We start from the raw sequence: 16675 nt of genomic DNA, 5'->3' as shown, positions 1-16675 counted from the left end.
AAGAACAACAGCGTCCCCCTCTCCCGGCGCCATGCGCCACCCTCTCCCGCCAGCGGAGAGGGATTCCATGCAAAGGATTTCCATGACCACCGACATGCGCCTGCTCGACCCCGGCTTCGACCTCACCCTGCGGCCGATGCGCTATCCGCAGTTCTACGAGATGTACCGCGACGCGATCCGCAACACCTGGACCGTCGAGGAGGTCGACTTCTCGCTCGACGTCAACGACCTCAAGCACAAGCTGGGGCCGGCCGAGCGGCATCTGATCGAGCGACTGGTGGCCTTCTTCGCCACCGGCGACAGCATCGTCGCCAACAACCTGGTGCTGAACCTGTACCAGCACATCAACGCGCCCGAGGCGCGCATGTACCTGTCGCGGCAGCTGTACGAGGAAGCGCTGCACGTGCAGTTCTACCTGACCCTGCTCGACACCTACCTGCCCGACCCGGTCGCACGCGCGAAAGCGTTCGATGCGGTGCAGAACATTCCTTCGATCCGCGCCAAGGCCGAGTTCTGCTTCAAGTGGATCGATTCGATCCAGGACATCCGCCGCATCGAAACGACCGAACAGCGCCGCCAGTTCCTGCTCAACCTGATCTGCTTCGCCTGCTGCATCGAGGGCCTGTTCTTCTTCGCCGCCTTCGCCTACGTCTACTACCTGCGTTCGCGCGGCCTGCTGCACGGCCTGGCGTCGGGCACCAACTGGGTGTTCCGCGACGAGAGCTGCCACATGGCCTTCGCCTTCGAAGTGATCCGCACCGCGCGCAGCGAGCAGCCGGAACTGTTCGACGACGAACTGCAGCGCCAGGTCGTGCAGATGCTGGAGGAAGCGGTGGAGTGCGAAATGCAGTTCGCCCAGGACGTGCTGTCGGGCGGCGTTGCCGGCCTCTCGCCGAAGGACATGCGCCAGTACCTGCAGTACTGCGCCGACCAGCGCCTGGCGCAGCTGGGCATGCCGCGCCATTTCGGCGCGACCAACCCGTTCGCGTTCATGGACCTGCAGGACGTGCAGGAAGTCACCAACTTCTTCGAGCGTCGCGTCTCGGCCTACCAGGTCGGCGTGCAGGGCGAGGTCGCCTTCGATGCCGCGTTCTGAAGCGGCGTCGCCTCCCACCGAAGCGCGCATGACGGAGATAGTCTTCCCCGACCACACCAACCACCTCGGCACGCTATTCGGCGGCCAGGCACTGGCATGGATGGACAAGGCCGCCTTCGTCGCCGCCTCGCGCTATGCGCGCAGCACCGTGGTCACCGCGCGCTCGGAACAGATCGACTTCCACGTCGCCGTGCCCAAGGGCGCGCTGGTGGAACTGGTCGCGCGCGTGGTCGCCACCGGCCGCAGCTCGCTGCAGGTGGAAGTCGACATGCACCGCGAGGACCTGATGACCGGCGACACGCAGCTGGCCACGCGCGGCCGCTTCACCATGGTCGCGCTCGACATGCACGGCCAGCCGACGCCGGTTCCCGCGCTGGCGCCATCGGGCGATTGACGCCCCCTGCCCGCGGGGCTAACGTAGCGCCGTCGTGGTGATCATCGCTTCATAAAGATGGAGCGATGTGACAAGTACCGCCGGGTGACCGGCGGCGCCAGAGGGAATCCGGTACGGACACCCGTCCAATTCCGGAGCTGCCCCGCAGCGGTATATGGGAACGACCGCCATCCATGCACTGGGCGTTGTCCGGGAAGCGGTGGCCAGTAGATGGGGACCTCGTGTCCCCGCGCCCACGAGCCCGAAGACCTGCCCCGACCGGAGGGTCCGCCCTCCGTCCGACCCCCGACCGCACGGCTCACGCCGCGCGGCCGGTTCGCCCGCGGGGGCGAAGGTCGAAGGCAGGTCTCCTTCCGGCGCCGTTCGCGGCGTCGGTGCGTGGCCGTGCCCTCCTTCGTTGCCCTGCGTCATGCATAACGCATCGCAGGTACATCACCATGATCCAGGTAACCCATCTCGGCTTCCCGCGCATCGGCGCGCGACGCGAGCTCAAGCAGGCCCTCGAATCGTTCTGGAAAGGCCAGACGACATCGACCGACCTTCACGCAACCGCACGCGAACTGCGTGCCCGGCACTGGCAGCTGGCACGCAATGCCGGCGTCGATGTCGTTCCGTGCAACGACTTCTCCCTGTACGACCACGTGCTCGACACAGCGGTCCTGTTCGACGCCATCCCGCCCTCGCACCGCGACGTGTTCGAGCCAGATCCGCTGGCGGGCTACTTCGCCCTTGCCCGTGGCCTGCAGGACGACCAGCACGACCTGCACGCGCTGGAGATGACCAAGTGGTTCGACAGCAACTACCACTACCTCGTGCCGAAGTTCCAGGTCGACCAGACGTTCCGGCTTCGCGGCGACAAGCCGCTGGCCGAACTGCGTGAAGCCCGTGCGCTCGGGCTGGAGGCGCGCCCCGTGCTGCTCGGGCCAGTGTCGTTCCTCAAGCTCGGCAAACGGGAAGACGGCGGCTGCCCGCTCGAACTGCTCGATGCGCTGCTGCCGGCGTATGTGCACCTGCTTGAGCAGTGGAAGGCCGAGGGTGCGTCGTGGGTGCAGATCGACGAACCGTGCCTGGTACTCGACCTGGGCGACGCCGACCGCGACGCCTACCGCCGCGCATTCGCCGCACTGGCTGCCGCAGACATCCCGCAGATCCTGCTTGCGACCTACTTCGGCGATCTCGGCGACAACCTGGAACTGGTGGCCGCGCTGCCGGTGGACGCGTTGCACATCGACTTGGCTCGAGCGCCGCAGCAGCTCTCGCGAGTGCTTGAAGCGTGGCCGGCCGAGCAATCGCTGAGTCTTGGCGTTGTCGATGGACGCAATGTCTGGCGCACCGACCTCGATGCGGCACTGGCGCTTGTGCACACCGCCGGGTCGCGCGTGCGTTGGCTGGCACCGTCGTGTTCCCTGCTGCACGTGCCGATCGACCTGGAACTCGAGCGCAAGCTGCCACAGCCCCTGCGTGGCGGCATGGCGTTCGCCCGCCAGAAGCTGGAGGAGTTGCGACTGCTCGCCGATGCCCACGCCGGCGATGCCGCCGCCGCGGCAGCAGTTGCCAGCGCACAGGCAGCGCGCACTGCACATCGCAATGCGCCGGAACTGGGCAACGCCACGGTACGCGCGCGATTGGCCGGCCTGCTGCCAGCAATGAGCCAGCGCACCACGCCCTACCCGCAGCGCGCGCGACTGCAGCACGAGCGCCTCGCGTTGCCGCCACTGCCCACCACCACGATCGGTTCATTCCCGCAGCTGTCGCTGGTGCGCAAGGCACGCGCCGACCACAAGGCCGGCAAGCTCGATGACGCCGGCTACCGCATGTTCCTCGAGCGCGAGATCGACAACTGCCTGCGCGAGCAGGAGGCGATCGGCCTGGATGTGCTGGTGCATGGCGAGTTCGAACGCAACGACATGGTCGAGTACTTCGGCGAGCAGCTCGACGGTTTCGCCTTCACCTCGCACGGCTGGGTGCAAAGCTACGGCTCGCGCTGCGTAAAACCGCCGGTGCTTTACGGCGACGTAAGCCGGCCGCGCGCGATGACCGTGGAGTGGACCCGCTACGCACAGTCGCGCACGCAGTATCCGGTGAAGGGCATGCTGACCGGACCGGTCACCATCCTGCAGTGGTCGTTCGTGCGCGACGACCAGCCGCGCGCAGACACCTGCCGGCAGATCGCCCTGGCCTTGCGCGACGAAGTGCTCGAGCTGGAAGCGGCCGGCATCGCCATCATCCAGATCGACGAACCGGCGCTGCGCGAAGGCCTGCCGTTGCGGCGCGAGGACTGGCCGCGGTACCTGGCATGGGCAGTGGAAGCATTCGGCCTCGCCGCCGGCGCGGTGGCGGACACCACCCAGATCCATACCCACATGTGCTACGCCGAGTTCAACGACATCATCGACGCGGTCGCCGCGCTCGATGCCGACGTGATCTCGATCGAGACCTCGCGCTCACGGATGGAGCTGCTCGATGCCTTCGCAAGGTTCCGCTATCCCAACGGCATCGGGCCGGGCGTGTATGACATCCACGCCCCGCGCGTGCCGTCGCCCACGGAGATCGGCGAACTGCTGGGCAAGGCGTTGCAGGTGATTCCGGCGGCGCAACTGTGGGTCAACCCGGACTGCGGCCTGAAGACGCGCGGCTGGCCGGAGGTGCGCAAGGCGCTGAGCGCGATGGTCCAGGCCACGCGCGAACTGCGCCTGGGGCTGGCGGCCTCCTGACGAAGATGGAGCCGCCTGCCCTGCCCCAACGGCGGGCGGCCTCCATTGCGCCCCTCCTCCATTGCATCCGGGCCGCACGCAGGCCTAAATAGCCGACATCCTGAACGGGAATCGCCGCTGCCATGCCAATGCGCCTGCCCCGCAGCCATGTCGTCTGGCTCGCCCTGATCGCGATCGCGCTGTTCGTCCTGCGACTTTTCAGCAACCAGCACTACGGCTTCCACCGCGACGAACTGGCGCTGCTCGACGACGCGCGCAGCCTGGCCTGGGGCTACGTCGCCTACCCGCCGCTGACGCCTGCGCTTGCACGGACCTCGCTGGAACTGTTCGGTGATTCGCTCAGTGGCTTCCGTGTATTCGCGGCGCTGGCGCAGAGCATCGCCGCCGTCCTCGCCGGCCTGATCGCGCGCGAGATGGGCGGCACGCGCGCCACGCAGATAGTCGCCGCGCTGTTCACCGCGCTGGCACCGTTCTCGATGGTGGCCGGCGGGCTGATGCAGTACGTCAGCATCGACTACCTGTGGTGGGTGTTGCTGGCCTGGCTGGTTCTGCGACTGGTCAACAGCGGCGACGCGCGCTGGTGGCTGGCGATCGGCGCGGTCATCGGCCTGGGCATGCTGACCAAGTACACGATGGTGTTCTGCGTCGCCGGCATAGTCATCGCCACCTTGGCGACGCCGCTGCGCTCGCACCTGCGCAGCCGCTGGCTGTGGCTGGGCGTCGCCATTTCGCTGCTCCTGTTCCTGCCCAATGCGCTATGGCAATGGCGGCACGACTTCATCTCGCTGGATTTCCTGCAGTTCATCCATGCGCGTGACGTGCGCATTGGCCGCACGCGCGACTTCCTGGTCGAGCAGTTGTACGGCAACGCCGGCCTGATGGCGTTGCCGGTCTGGTTTGCCGGCCTGGTGTGGCTGACGCTGTCCAAGGCAGGCCGGCGCTACGCGGTGGTCGCATGGATGTACCTGGTACCGCTGCTGCTGTTCGTGCTCGCCCAGGGCCGCTCCTACTACCTGGCGGGCGCCTATCCGATGCTGCTCGCGGCCGGCTGCGTCGCGATCGAACAGTTCCTGCACCGGCAGGGACCGCTGCGCACCGGCTACGCACTCACCGGCACCGCCCTGCTGACCGTTTGGGTGGTGGCGATGGCCATGGCCAGCGGCCTGATCGGATTGCAGTTCTCGCCAGTCAACTCTGCAGGCTGGCGCATCAGCCGCGCCGCGCACGACAACTTCGCCGAGCAGATCGGCTGGCCCGAGCTGGTGGAGGAAGTCGCGCGCATCTACCACGCACTGCCGCCAGCCGAGCGCGCGCACACCGCGGTGTTCACCAACAACTACGGCGAGGCCGGGGCGATCAATCTGTACGGGCCGAAGCTGGGTCTGCCGACGGCGATCAGCCCGGTCAATTCGTACTGGTACAAGGGCTATGGTGCGACGCCGCCGCAGACGGTGATCGTGCTCGGCGATACCCCCGAGGACATCGCCGATGCACCGGCCCATTGCGAGTTCGCCGGTCGGGTCCGCAATCGCCACAACGTGCCCAATGAGGAAACGGAAGACCATCCCGACATCTTCATCTGCCGGGACCTGCGCATTCCGTGGCCGCAGGCGTGGCCGAAGATGCAGAAGTTCGGCTGATCCGATGGCTCAGGCGTTGCCAGCGATCGGCACGCCGAGCGGCAGGGCGCCCTTGCGCTCCTGCAGGCCAAGGCCGTAACGCAGGCTGTAGCCAATTTTCTCGGCGTGTTCGCGGGCCAGCGCTGCATGTTCCGGTGCCAGCAACGAGTCCGCGGTCTTCTGCCATAGCGCCAGCCACTGGTCGAAATGCTCGGGGCGGATCGGGTGTGGCCGGTGCGCGGCCATCGGCTGGCCGCGATAGCTGCGCGTGCCCAGCAGGACCGACGACCAGAACGACGTCAGCAGGCGTTTGTGTTCGGGCCAGTCGTCGATGGCGGCGTTGAAGACGGGGCCGAGTTCCGGGTGCACGCGGACCTGCTCGTAGAAGCGGTCCACGAGAGTTGCCAGCTGTTGCTCGTCGAGCGGTGGGGTTTGGCTCATGGCTCTTCAACTGGGGGTTTTTGGCCTGGAAATCAAGGTAACCCCAAAAAAACAAGGCCGGCAAAATGCCGGCCTTGTCTGTAATGCGGTAAAGGCGCGCCTTACTTGGCAGCGACAACCTTGACCATCTCGAGGCACTTGTTCGAGTAGCCCCACTCGTTGTCGTACCAGCTGACCAGCTTGACGAAGGTGCCGTCGAGCGCGATGCCGGCTTCGGCGTCGAAGATCGAGGTGCGCACGTCGCCGCGGAAATCGGTCGCCACGACCTTGTCTTCGGTGTAGCCCAGGATGCCCTTGAGCGCGCCTTCCGACTGCGCCTTCATTTCCGCGCAGATCTCGGCATAGGTCGCCGGCTTTTCCAGCTCGACGGTCAGATCGACGACCGACACGTCCGAGGTCGGCACGCGGAACGCCATGCCGGTGAGCTTCTTGTTGAGCTCCGGGATCACCACGCCGACGGCCTTGGCCGCGCCGGTGCTGGACGGAATGATGTTTTCCAGGATGCCGCGGCCACCGCGCCAATCCTTGTTGGACGGACCATCGACAGTCTTCTGCGTGGCGGTGGCAGCGTGCACCGTGGTCATCAGACCGCGCTTGATGCCCCACTTGTCGTTGACGACCTTGGCGATCGGCGCCAGGCAGTTGGTGGTGCACGAAGCGTTGGAAACAATCGCCTCGCCGTTGTACTTGGTGTGGTTCACGCCGTAGACGAACATCGGCGTGTCGTCCTTCGACGGCGCCGACAGCACGACCTTCTTCGCGCCGGCATCGAGATGCTTCTGCGCGGTGGCCTTGTCGAGGAACAGACCGGTGGACTCGATGACGACATCGGCGCCGACCTCATCCCACTTCAGGTTGGCCGGATCGCGCTCCTGGGTCAGGCGGATCTTCTTGCCGTTGACCAGCAGCGTGTTGCCCTCGACCTTCACGTCGCCCTTGAAGCGGCCGTGGACGGAGTCGTAGCTGAGCATGTAGGCCAGGTAGTCCGGCTCCAGCAGGTCATTGATGGCGACGATCTCGATCTCGCCATTGAAATTCTGCACGGCCGAGCGCAGCACGTTGCGCCCGATGCGGCCGAAGCCGTTGATACCAACCTTGATGGTCATAGCTGGAAAACTCCTGCAGCCGCGCCCGGCGCGGCGGATGGACGGGGAACCCCCATTCTAACAGGCTGCCCATTCCAACAGACCCGTCGGCGGGGCCGGGATGAAAGGGTCACGCCGATTTAGGCTCCGGCCACGGGGACTTGATCCGAATCAAGCGCGCCCGCAGCCCCCTGCAGACACTGGAGACCTCCCACAACGAGGCTCCTCAACCATGCAAAAGCCGCTCCTCTCCTGCGCCGCCGCGCTGGTCCTGGGCACCGCCGCCCTGCCCGCCCTGGCCCAGACGGCCGGCGACTGGACCCTGGGCGTCGGCGTCCACGCCGTCGACCCCAAGTCCAACAACGGCCGTCTGGCCGGCGGAACCCTCGCCGTCGACGTCGACCGCGACATCAAGCCAAGCCTGACCTTCGAGTACTTCGTGCGCGACAACCTCGGCGTGGAAGTGCTCGCGGCCTGGCCGTTCGAGCACGACATCAAAATCGCCGGCCTGGGCCGCGTCGGCAGCACCAAGCAACTTCCGCCGACGGTCTCGCTGCAGTACCACTTCAACGGCCAGGGACGGATCTCGCCGTTCGTGGGCGCGGGCATCAACTACACCGCGTTCTTCAGCGAGGACACCACCGGCGCGCTGGCCGGCAGCAAGCTCAAGCTCGACGACTCCTGGGGCCTGGCGGCGCATGCCGGCGTCGACTTCGCGGTCGGGCAGCGCGGCGCGATCCGCATCGATGCGCGCTGGATCGACATCGACAGCGACGTGGCACTCAACGGCGCCAGGCTGGGCACCGTCGCGATCGATCCGATCGTGTATGGCGCGGCGTACGTCATGAAGTTCTGATCCCGGGACCGCGTTCCGCAGGGAACACCCCGACGCGCAAAGGCCTGTCATCGAAGGTCGGCTAAAGTGCGCGCCATGATCAGAGCCCTCACCGCCTTCCTGCTTGTCCTCAGCCTCCTGCCCGCCCCCGCTGCCGCGTGGGGCCGGCTCGGCCATCGCCTGGTGGCGTCGCTGGCCCGGGACGGAATGACCCCGGCGGCCCGCGCGGCCGCCCTGCAGCTGCTCGAAGGCGAACCGGAGCCGACCCTGGCCGGCATCGCCAGCTGGGCCGACGACCTGCGCGATAACGACCCCGACCTGGGCAAGCGCACCAGCAAGTGGCACTACGTGAACATCGCCGAGGACGGCTGCGTCTACGAGCAGACGCGCCATTGCCGCAATGGCGACTGCGTGGTCGAGGCGATCCGCGCGCAGACGGCGATCCTCGCCGACACGAAGCGGCCGAAGGCGGAACGGCTGCAGGCACTGAAGTTCGTCGTCCACTTCGTCGGCGACGTCCACCAGCCGCTGCATGCCGGTTACGGCCACGACAAGGGCGGCAACGACTTCCAGGTCAACCTCGATGGCATCACGCCCAACGGCGGCGGCAGCAACCTGCATTCACTGTGGGACAGCGGCATGCTCAAGAACACCGGTCTCGACGAGCCGGCCTACCTGGCGCGACTGCGCGCCCTGCCGGCACCGACGCTGACGCCCGGCAAGCCCCTGCCGCCGCAGTCCGTGGTCTGGGCCGAGGCATCCTGCGCGATCGTCCGGCGCACGGGTCTGTATCCGGCCCGCGCGAAGATCGGCCCGGACTACCTGCAGGCATGGCGCCCCGTGGCCGAAGCGCAGCTGCGGCTTGCCGGCGCCGAGCTCGCGGCGACCCTCAACGCAGCGCTTGTCCGACGCTAGGGACCGGACCGGCCTAGACTGCCGGCACGGTTCCTCCACGGACAAGACGATGAAACCCCACGTCCAGCCGTTCTTCCACGCCGACAGCAACACCTGGAGCTACGTCGTGCACGAACCCGCCGGGCAGGCCGCGGCGGTGGTCGACGCGGTCCTGGATTTCGATGCCAAGGCCGGGCGCACTTCGACGACCTCCGCGCAGCAGCTTGTCGACTACGTGCGCGATCGTGGCCTGCAGGTGCAGTGGATCCTGGAAACGCACGCGCACGCCGACCACCTCAGCGGCGGCCACTGGCTCAAGTCGCAATGGCCGCAGGCCAGGCTGGCGATCGGCGAAGGCATCCGCAAGGTGCAGGAAACGTTTCGTCCGATCTTCAATCTTGGCGAACACTTCCCGGTCGATGGTTCGCAGTTCGACCATCTTCTCGAGGACGGTGAACAGTTCGACATCGGCACGCTCCAGGCGCGCGTGACCGCCGTGCCCGGGCACACCTGCGACAGCAGTGCGTACCTGATCGGCGATGCGCTGTTCACCGGCGACTCGCTGTTCATGCCCGATGCCGGTACGGCACGCTGCGATTTCCCGGGCGGTGATGCGCGCACGCTGTTCCGTTCGATCCGGCACCTGTTCCATACCTTGCCCGACGACACCCGTGTATTCGTCTGCCACGACTACGGCCCCGGCGGACGCGAAGTGGCCTGCGAAACCACGATCGGTGCGCAGAAGCGCGACAACATCCATGTCCGCGACGGCACCGAGGAAGACGCGTTCGTCGCGCTGCGCGAGGCCCGCGATGCAACGCTGGCGATGCCGGCGCTGATCCTGCCCGCGGTGCAGGCCAACATCCGCGCCGGCGCCCTGCCGCCGCCGGAAGACAACGGCGTGCGCTACCTCAAGATTCCACTCGACCAGATCTGATGCCCACACAGTTCACCCCAGTTTCCGCGCTGATCGGCGGCGCCCTGATCGGCCTTGCCGCCACCTGGCTGTTGCTATCGCTCGGCCGCATCGCCGGCATCAGCGGCATCCTCAACAGCACCGTCGATGGCGACGCCGGACGCGGCTGGCGCGTCGCATTCCTGGTCGGGCTGGTGATCGCCGCAGGTGCATGGTTTGCCTGGTCCGGAGCGCCCGGTCGCCACGGCTTCCCGTTGCCGTGGCTGATCGCCGGCGGCCTGCTGGTCGGCTTTGGTACGCGACTCGGCAACGGCTGCACCAGCGGCCACGGCATCTGCGGACTGGCGCGCCTTTCGAAGCGCTCGCTGCTCGCCGTGCTGGTGTTCATGGCTGCCGGCTTCTCCACCGTCTACGTGCTGCGCCACGTGATCGGAGGCGTGGCATGAGACCGATAGTCCATGGCGCCATCGCCGGCGCACTGTTCGGCCTGGGTCTGGCGGTATCGGGCATGACCGATCCGGACAAGGTCCTGAACTTCCTCGACCTGGCCGGGCATTGGGATCCATCGCTGGCGCTGGTCATGGGCGGCGCGTTGGCAGTGGCGTTGCCGGGTTTCGCCTGGGTGCGCCGCCGCGGCCGCACGTTGTCGGGCGATCCGATGCCGACGCCACCGTCTACCACGATCGACCGTCGCCTGCTCCTTGGCAGCGCGCTGTTCGGCATCGGCTGGGGCATCGCGGGTTACTGCCCCGGCCCGGCCCTGGCCAACCTCGCCCATGGCACGCAGGAGGCGGTTGTATTCGTCGTCGCGCTGCTGGCAGGCTCGCAACTGGCCCGTCTGGTAGCGCGGACGTGAGCATGTTTCTTGGCAATGCCTACACGCGTAGCGCTTAGGCTGTCGCCATGAACGAACGACCCGCCCCAACCCTGTTCGACTCACTCGACGCCGCCGTCGAGTTCCTGCTCACCGTCCGTCACGGCCCGCTGCATGTCGGCGCCCCACTTGGACTGGGCAAGCCGCATCGCCTGCTCAACGCGCTGTATGCGCGCGTCGAAAAGGATCCGTCGCGCCCCCTGCATCTGTACACCGCGCTGTCGCTGGACCCGCCCGGCGGCGGAAAGGGCCTGGAGGCCCGCTTCATCAAGCCATTCGCGCAACGCCACTTCGGCGACGATTTCCCGCGCCTGGCCTACGTGCAGGCGGCTAAACGCGATGCGCTGCCAGCGCACATCGAAGTCGAGGAGTTCTACCTGCAATCGGGCGCGATGCTCGGCTCGACGCAGGTGCAGCGGCGCTACGCCAGCCTCAACTACACCCACGTCGCGCGCGCGCTTGCCGACCGCGGCCTCAACGCCATCGTGCAGAAGGTGGCGCGCTCGGCGGACGGCACCAAGCTGTCGCTGTCGTGCAACACCGACCTCACCTTCGATGCGCTCGACGCGATCGCGGCACGCGGCCTGCCGCGACCGCTGCTGATCGCCGAAGTCGACCCGGAACTGCCCTGGCTCGGCGGCAGCGCGGAAGTCGATGCCGGTTACTTCGACGCCATCGTGCAACCGCCCGGCCCCTACCCGAAGCTGTTCGGATTGCCACGCCAGCCGGTCAGCGACGTCGACTACGCTATCGGCTTCCACGCCAGCACCCTGGTGCGCGACGGCGGCACGCTGCAGATCGGCATCGGCGCACTGGCCGACGCGCTGTGCCACGCCCTCGTCCTGCGCCACACCGACAACGCGGCCTACCGCGCGGTGCTGCGTGCGCTTGGCTCGGCGCAGGCCGAAGACCCGGCGCTGGCGCCGTTTGCGCAGGGCCTGTACGGCTGCAGCGAGATGATCAACGAAGGCTTCCGCCGTCTGGTGGAGGTCGGCGTGCTGTCGCGCAAGGTCATCGAAGATCGCGGCTTGATGCAGCGCGTTGCCGACGGCCAGGCCAGCGTGGACGACCTGGCACGACTGCAGCACGAAGGCGAGTTCCTGCACGGCGCCTTCTACCTAGGCTCACCGGACTTCTACCAGTGGCTGCGCGATCTCAGCGACGAGGAGCGTCGCGGCATCGGCATGAAGCGCGTCGGCGAGGTCAATGAACTTTACGGCGGCGACGAGGTATTGGAGCGCCTGCAACGTCGCGACGCCCGCTTCTTCAACACCTGCATGATGGCGACCGCGCTGGGCGCTGCGGTGTCGGATGCGCTCGGGGACGGCCGTGTCGTTTCCGGCGTCGGCGGCCAGTACAACTTCGTGGCAATGGCGCACGCGCTGCCCGATGCACGCTCGGTGCTGCTGCTGCGCGCCAGCCGCGAGTCCGGCGGCGCGACCACGTCCAATATCGTCTGGAACTACGGCCACACCACCATTCCGCGCCACCTGCGCGACATCTACATCAGCGAGTACGGCATCGCGGATGTGCGCGGGCGCAGCGACGAGGACTGCATCATGGCGATGGCAGCGATATGCGACTCGCGCTTCCAGCAGTCGCTGCTGGACACCGCGCGCAACGCTGGCAAGTTGCGCCGTGATTTCGTCCTGCCCGCGCGTGCTGCCGGCAACACGGCGCAATCGCTGCAGGGAAAGCTGCAACCGTTTCGCCGCAATGGCAACCTGCCCGACTATCCGCTGGGCAGCGACTTCACCGAGGTCGAACAACGTCTGGTGAAAGCACTTGGATGGCTCAAGACGAACACGGCAACGCGCTGGGGGAAACTGCGAACAATCTGGCGCGCACTTTCGGCACGCGAGACCGACCACGAAGCCCTGCAGCGCATGGGCCTGGCCGCGCCTTCAAGCTTTGGCGAGCGGATCGAGGCGCACCTGCTGAATCTGGCGCTGGCGCAGGCTTCGAGCGAGTGTTGAGGCGCTAGCAGCAGAGAAAGGGCGTCCTTGGATCCCCGCCTTCGCGGGGATGACGGTGTCCCAGAGCGTTCGCACCGAAGACCGGGCAATGAAATGCCGGAGCGTCGTCCGCCGGGTCGGGGATTGCGCAGCAGTGGGCCATGGATGGCCCACGCCCCGCCTTCGGACAGGATGTCCGAACGAAGGGGCGGAGCAATCCCCGGCCCGGCGGACGACGCCGCTCCGCAGCAGCAAACGCAAAGGCGCCGCGCGAGAAAAAGAAGCGGCCGAAGCCGCTTCTTTCAACACACGCTACACGCAGCGGAGAATCAGCCCAGCGCGCGTGCCGCCTCGACCACCTTCTCGACCGTGAAGCCGAACTCCGGGAACAGCTTCTCGGCCGGAGCCGACGCACCGAAGTCGTCGATGCCGATCACCGCACCGTCCAGACCGACGTACTTGTGCCAGAAGCCGGTCACGCCAGCCTCGATTGCGACGCGCTTGCGGCAATCGCGCGGCAGCACCGACTCGCGGTACTCCGCATCCTGACGATCGAACACGTTGGTCGACGGCATCGACACCACGCGCACCTTGTCGCCGAGCTGCGCCGCCGCATCCATCGCCAGGCCCACTTCCGAACCGGTCGCGATCAGGATGACCTCCGGCGCGCCATTGGAATCCTTCAGCACATAACCACCGCGGGCGATGTCGGCCACCTGCTGCTCGTTGCGCTGCTGGTGGGCGAGGTTCTGGCGCGAGAAGACCAGGCAACTCGGACCATCGTCGCGCAGGATGGCCGCCTTCCAGCAAGCCGCCGACTCGACCGCATCGCACGGACGCCACAGATCGTTGTGCGGGATGTAGCGCAGCGACGCCATGTGCTCGATCGGCTGGTGGGTCGGACCGTCCTCGCCCAGGCCAATGGAGTCATGCGTGTAGACATGGATCGCATGCGCGCCCATCAGCGCGCTCATGCGCACGGCATTGCGCGCGTAATCGCTGAATACCAGGAACGTCGCGTCGTACGGAATGAAGCACTCGTGCAGGCCCAGGCCGTTGCTGATCGCGGTCATCGCGAACTCGCGCACACCGTAATAGATGTAGTTGGCATTGGGATCGTCGGTGGCGACCGACTTGCTGCCCTTCCACAGGGTCAGGTTGGAATGCGCCAGGTCGGCCGAACCGCCGATCAGTTCCGGCAGCAACGGCGCGAACGTCTCGATCGCCATCTGCGAAGCCTTGCGCGAAGCGATCACCGGGCCCTCGGCCTGGAGCTTGGCGATGTAGGCATCGGCGGCCTCGACGAAGCCTTCCGGCAGCGCGCCACTGGCGCGACGGGTCAGCTCGGCGGCCAGCTCCGGGTACTGGCTCTTGTAGGCGGCGAACAACTGGTTCCACTCCGACTCGCGCTGCCCGCCGGTGCTGCGCACGCGCCAGCCGTCGTAGATCGCCTCGGGAATTTCGAACGGACCATACTCCCAGCCCAGCGCCTGGCGCGTGGCGGCGACTTCGTCCTTGCCCAGCGGCGCACCGTGCGACGATTCCTTGCCGGCCTTGGCCGGCGAACCGTAACCAATGGTGGTGCGGCAGCAGATCAGCGTCGGCTTGTCGGTCGACTTCAGCGCGGTCTCGATGGCGGTCTTGATCTCGGCGGCATCCTGGCCGTTGACGCCACGCACGACGTTCCAGCCGTACGCCTCGAAGCGCGCCGGCGTGTTGTCGGTGAACCAGCCATCGGTGTTGCCGTCGATCGAGATCTTGTTGTCGTCCCAGAACGCGACCAGCTTGTGCAGGCCCCAGGTGCCGGCCAGCGATGCGGCCTCGTGCGAGATGCCTTCCATCAGGCAGCCGTCACCCATGAATACCAAGGTGCGGTTGTCGACGATCTTGTGCTCGGGTTTGTTGAAGCGCTGTGCCAGCAGCTTCTCGGCGAGCGCCATGCCGACGGCATTGGCGAAGCCCTGGCCGAGCGGACCGGTGGTGGTCTCGATGCCCGGCGTCATGAAGTTTTCCGGATGGCCCGGGGTCTTCGAGTTGAGCTGGCGGAAATTCTTCAGCTCGTCGATCGACAGGTCGTAACCCGACAGGTGCAGCAGCGCGTACTGCAGCATCGAACCGTGGCCGTTGGACAGCACGAAGCGGTCGCGGTTGAACCAGTTCGGGTTGCTCGGGTTATGGCTGAGGTAATCGTTCCACAGCACCTCGGCGATGTCGGCCATGCCCATCGGCATGCCCGGGTGGCCGGAGTTGGCGGCCCTGGACGGCGTCGATGGCAAGGAAGCGGATGGCGTTGGCTAGTTCGCGGCGGCTGGGCGTCGTCATGGCGTCGGGGCGGGTCTTCGGCTGCGGGGAGGGGCCCATGCGCGAGACCTGGCGGTCGAAGCCGGGCCGGACGGGCTGGCCATTGTCCCATTGCCGCGCCGCCCTGTCGCCCCGGCCCGCTGCCGGGGCCAGGAAAAGGCCAGGCAAGGCCTGGCCCCCTTGCCGCAGGCCTACGCCGTGGCCGGCTCGGCCGGCACTTCCGCCGGCTCGCCGCGCGAGACGACGGTGGCGAGCATCAGGTCGCCGGTGACATTCAGCGTGGTCCGGCACATGTCGAGGAAGCGGTCGACGCCCAGGATCAGGCCGATGCCCTCCGGCGGCACGCCGACCATGCCGCAGATCAGCGCCACCACCGGCAGCGAGCCGGCCGGGACACCGGCGGTGCCGATGCCGCCCAGGATGCAGACGAACATCACCGTGGCCTGCTGCACCAGGGTCAGCTCGACCCCGAAGAACTGCGCCAGGAACAGCACCGTGACGCCCTCGAACAGGGCCGTGCCGTTCTGGTTGGCGGTGGCGCCCACCGTCAGCACGAAGCGCGAGACCCGGCGTGGCAGGCCGAGCTGCTCGTCGGCCACGCGCAATGCAGTCGGCAGGGTGGCGTTGGACGAGGCGGTGGAGAACGCCATCACCATCGCTTCCTGCACGCCCTTGAAGAACTTCCTGGGCGAGTAACCGCCGGCGAACTTCAGCACCAGCGAATAGACCACGAACATGTGCAGCGCCAGCGCCAGGACGACCACGCCGACATAGGCGCCGAGGCTGCCGAGCAGCTCCCAGCCGAACAGCACCGCCAGGTTGAACATGAAGCAGAACACCGCGTACGGCGCCAGCTTGATGACCATCCCGATCAGCGTCATCGACACTTCGAACAGGCCTTCGATGGCGCGCTGCAGGGTTTCGGTGGCCTTGGTGCGGGTGAGCACCAAGCCGATGCCGAGCATCAGCGCGAAGAACATCACCGCCAGGATGGTGTTGTCGGCGGCGGCCTTGACGATGTTGTCGGGGACGATCGCCATGAGCATGTCCAGGCCCTTGGGCTGGACGTGGGTGCTGCCGACGATGGCGCTGGCACGTTCGGAGCCTTCGCTGAGCAGCTGCTGCGCGCGCACCGGATCGACGCCTGCGCCAGGTTGCAGCCAGTTCACCAGCAGCAGCCCGAGGATGACCGCGATGCCGGAGACGACGACCGTGTAGCCCAGGGTGCGCCAGCCGATTCGGCCCAGCGCGCGCACGTCGCCCATTTCGGCGACGCCGATGACAAGCGCCGAGAACAGCAGCGGGATCACCAGCATGAAGATCAGGCGCAGGAACAGCGTGCCTGCGGGCTGGGTCACGTAGGTCGTGAAGGTCTTGACCCAGGCCGTGTCGGCGCCGACGCCGTAATGCACGACCAGGCCCAGCAGCAGGCCGGCGACGAAGCCGATCGCCATCTTCCAGTGCAGCGGCAGCTTGCCCTTGCCGGCGCTGGTGTTCGAATCACTCATCCTGCAACTCCTCGGGGAACCGCGCGAGCTTAGCAAACCGCCC

The 16675-nt window shown here is 67.0% G+C and carries 13 protein-coding genes, 1 pseudogene and 1 riboswitch; of the genes and pseudogenes, 10 read left to right on the top strand and 4 right to left on the bottom strand.

The window, feature by feature from the left end; translation table 11 throughout:
* Positions 1-67 precede the first annotated feature (67 nt).
* The 4 genes from HIV01_RS17355 to HIV01_RS17340 all read left to right on the top strand — a co-directional run bounded on the left by HIV01_RS17355 (position 68) and on the right by HIV01_RS17340 (position 5844).
* Positions 68-1096, top strand: coding sequence for a ribonucleotide-diphosphate reductase subunit beta (locus HIV01_RS17355; RefSeq protein ID WP_245156862.1), 1029 nt, complete (start codon positions 68-70; stop codon positions 1094-1096).
* Positions 1083-1490 (top strand): acyl-CoA thioesterase, encoded by a 408-nt coding sequence (locus HIV01_RS17350; protein ID WP_200604131.1) that lies wholly within the window; start codon positions 1083-1085, stop codon positions 1488-1490. The genes HIV01_RS17355 and HIV01_RS17350 overlap by 14 nt, the downstream gene beginning before the upstream one ends.
* A 74-nt stretch (positions 1491-1564) precedes the next feature.
* Positions 1565-1743: riboswitch (cobalamin riboswitch) on the top strand.
* Between the two features lie 184 nt (positions 1744-1927).
* Complete coding sequence (gene metE / locus HIV01_RS17345) at positions 1928-4204, top strand: 5-methyltetrahydropteroyltriglutamate--homocysteine S-methyltransferase (RefSeq protein WP_200604130.1); 2277 nt, start codon at positions 1928-1930, stop codon at positions 4202-4204.
* Positions 4205-4332: 128 nt separating this feature from the next.
* Positions 4333-5844 (top strand): glycosyltransferase family 39 protein, encoded by a 1512-nt coding sequence (locus HIV01_RS17340; protein ID WP_200604129.1) that lies wholly within the window; start codon positions 4333-4335, stop codon positions 5842-5844.
* 9 nt (positions 5845-5853) lie between these two features.
* On the opposite strand, the gene HIV01_RS17335 is transcribed toward HIV01_RS17340, so the two are convergent.
* Together HIV01_RS17335 and gap are read right to left on the bottom strand one after the other, a co-directional pair.
* The gene (locus HIV01_RS17335) at positions 5854-6264 is read right to left on the bottom strand and encodes a group III truncated hemoglobin (RefSeq protein ID WP_200604128.1); all 411 of its coding nucleotides are present in this window, start codon (positions 6262-6264) and stop codon (positions 5854-5856) included.
* Positions 6265-6365: 101 nt separating this feature from the next.
* Positions 6366-7370: a type I glyceraldehyde-3-phosphate dehydrogenase gene (gap, locus tag HIV01_RS17330; protein ID WP_200604127.1), complete on the bottom strand. Its 1005-nt coding sequence runs from the start codon at positions 7368-7370 to the stop codon at positions 6366-6368.
* A gap of 211 nt (positions 7371-7581) precedes the next feature.
* Here gap and HIV01_RS17325 point away from each other — a divergent pair, with 211 nt between their 5' ends.
* From HIV01_RS17325 to HIV01_RS17300, 6 genes are all read left to right on the top strand, one after another.
* Entirely contained in the window at positions 7582-8205 is a 624-nt protein-coding gene (locus HIV01_RS17325; protein WP_200604126.1) for an OmpW/AlkL family protein, read from the top strand.
* A gap of 75 nt (positions 8206-8280) precedes the next feature.
* Complete coding sequence (locus tag HIV01_RS17320; RefSeq protein WP_200604125.1) at positions 8281-9099, top strand: S1/P1 nuclease; 819 nt, start codon at positions 8281-8283, stop codon at positions 9097-9099.
* 49 nt (positions 9100-9148) lie between these two features.
* Positions 9149-10015, top strand: coding sequence for an MBL fold metallo-hydrolase (locus HIV01_RS17315; protein ID WP_207527024.1), 867 nt, complete (start codon positions 9149-9151; stop codon positions 10013-10015).
* Positions 10015-10440, top strand: a complete 426-nt coding sequence (locus HIV01_RS17310) for a YeeE/YedE family protein (RefSeq protein WP_200604123.1) — start codon at positions 10015-10017, stop codon at positions 10438-10440. The genes HIV01_RS17315 and HIV01_RS17310 overlap by 1 nt, the downstream gene beginning before the upstream one ends.
* Positions 10437-10850, top strand: coding sequence for a YeeE/YedE family protein (locus HIV01_RS17305; RefSeq protein ID WP_200604122.1), 414 nt, complete (start codon positions 10437-10439; stop codon positions 10848-10850). The genes HIV01_RS17310 and HIV01_RS17305 overlap by 4 nt, the downstream gene beginning before the upstream one ends.
* A gap of 47 nt (positions 10851-10897) precedes the next feature.
* Positions 10898-12844: an acetyl-CoA hydrolase/transferase C-terminal domain-containing protein gene (locus HIV01_RS17300; protein WP_200604121.1), complete on the top strand. Its 1947-nt coding sequence runs from the start codon at positions 10898-10900 to the stop codon at positions 12842-12844.
* A gap of 308 nt (positions 12845-13152) precedes the next feature.
* Here HIV01_RS17300 and tkt read toward each other — a convergent pair.
* Positions 13153-15145: pseudogene (tkt, locus tag HIV01_RS17295) on the bottom strand (transketolase).
* Between the two features lie 170 nt (positions 15146-15315).
* Complete coding sequence (locus HIV01_RS17290) at positions 15316-16632, bottom strand: dicarboxylate/amino acid:cation symporter (RefSeq protein WP_200604120.1); 1317 nt, start codon at positions 16630-16632, stop codon at positions 15316-15318.
* Between the last annotated feature and the right edge of the window lie 43 nt (positions 16633-16675).

The sequence above is a fragment of the Lysobacter arenosi genome (assembly GCF_016613475.2).
Lineage (GTDB): Bacteria > Pseudomonadota > Gammaproteobacteria > Xanthomonadales > Xanthomonadaceae > Lysobacter_J > Lysobacter_J arenosi.
The sequence above is the reverse complement of the archived record's forward strand: the minus strand, read 5'-3'. Positions and strand labels throughout refer to the sequence as shown.